Source organism: Streptomyces monashensis (assembly GCF_001866665.1).
GTDB lineage: Bacteria > Actinomycetota > Actinomycetes > Streptomycetales > Streptomycetaceae > Streptomyces > Streptomyces monashensis.
This window is the reverse complement of sequence record NZ_MLYO01000133.1, coordinates 1-1,249: the sequence shown is the minus strand read 5'-3', so window position 1 is coordinate 1,249 and position 1,249 is coordinate 1. Positions and strand designations below refer to the sequence as shown.

1 protein-coding gene and 1 pseudogene are annotated in these 1,249 nt (G+C 68.1%); both read left to right on the top strand.

What is annotated here, in order from left to right:
* Positions 1-139: pseudogene (locus BIV23_RS52995) on the top strand (TetR family transcriptional regulator); the annotation flags it as partial.
* A gap of 672 nt (positions 140-811) precedes the next feature.
* On the top strand, positions 812-1,210 hold the full coding sequence (locus tag BIV23_RS44260) for a hypothetical protein (RefSeq protein WP_071386658.1): 399 nt from the start codon (positions 812-814) through the stop codon (positions 1,208-1,210).
* Positions 1,211-1,249: the final 39 nt, after the last annotated feature.

The window sequence follows — 1,249 nt, the reverse complement described above, 5'->3', positions numbered from 1 at the left end:
CGTCGAACCGGGGCTGTTCACCGAGACCTTCTGGGCGTGTCTGCACGGACTGGCCACCCTGACCCGGGCCGGACGGCTGCCACCGGAATACACCCAGCAGAGGGTGAAACTGCTGGTGGACCGCCTCGCCATGCTCTGACACACCATCCCGGCAGGCGCACGGGGCCGCCGTCAACCGCACGTACCGGCTGACGGGCACCGTCATGCGATTCTCCGCAGGCGGTTCGCCCGCATGCGGAGAATCGGCCCTGTGAGAGGACCATGTCTCAGCAGACCGCTCTCTCGTCTCCGGTGCCGCTGTCGAGCAGTTGCTCGCGTACGGCACCGACTTCCGAGCCGTTTGCCGGCAGATCACCACAATCAAGCGCGGCGAAGCGCCCGCCCCCCGCCGCTTGGCTCGGTGCCCTCGACTGCACCGGCGTCCTGCCTGCTACCTCCGTCTGGTCGACTTCGTCGCGGCGGCGGATGGTGCGGTCCGCGCAGGCAGCGTCAGCCTCGCCCCGTGCAACGGCATCCTGGCCCAGCGCCGGAAGGTGGTGAACGCCCTGCCCGGTCGTCGTCCGGCAGCAGCCGGGCCGGGGACACGGCGCTCACTTCTCGGTCACCGGTCACCGGTCGGCGGTTCTCATGGATCCCGGCTGAGCCGGGGTGAGGCAGCGCGATGATCGTCCGACAGCGGTTACGTGGTAGTGACAATCGGGGGCCAACGACTTGGTGCGTCGACCGCTCTTCATCGGTGAAAGCGCACCAATTGCACGTCTGTGAAGCCCGGTTGATGCACGGGACTGAAGAGATCAAAGGAGATCCAGGCATGAAGCTCGGTCTGAAGCGCCTTGCGGTGGTCGGCGCGCTGGGTACGGCCTCGGCCGCATTGGCGGTGTCCCCGGCGTTCGCGAAGGGCGACATCTCGGTGCAGGCCACGCCTCACACCGTGCACGCCGGCCACGTCGTGAAGGTGCACGGCCAGGGTGACGACGATGCCGAGGGGTACACCACGCTCGTCATACAGGAGCGGTCCGGCAAACCCGGCCACTGGAGCCACTGGCGCGTCGTCAAGCGGAGCTACACCGGCGATGCGCGCATGAACGTCAAGGCCACGCACAGGGGCGATCTGCAGTTCCGTTCCGTGCTGTACTCGACCGACAGCCACCACCGCCACGCGAAGACGGACCGCACCTCCGCGCCGGTGACCGTCCACGTCGTCCGCTAGCCGAGACAACGTCAGCGGCCTCGCACACCGATCGGCCGC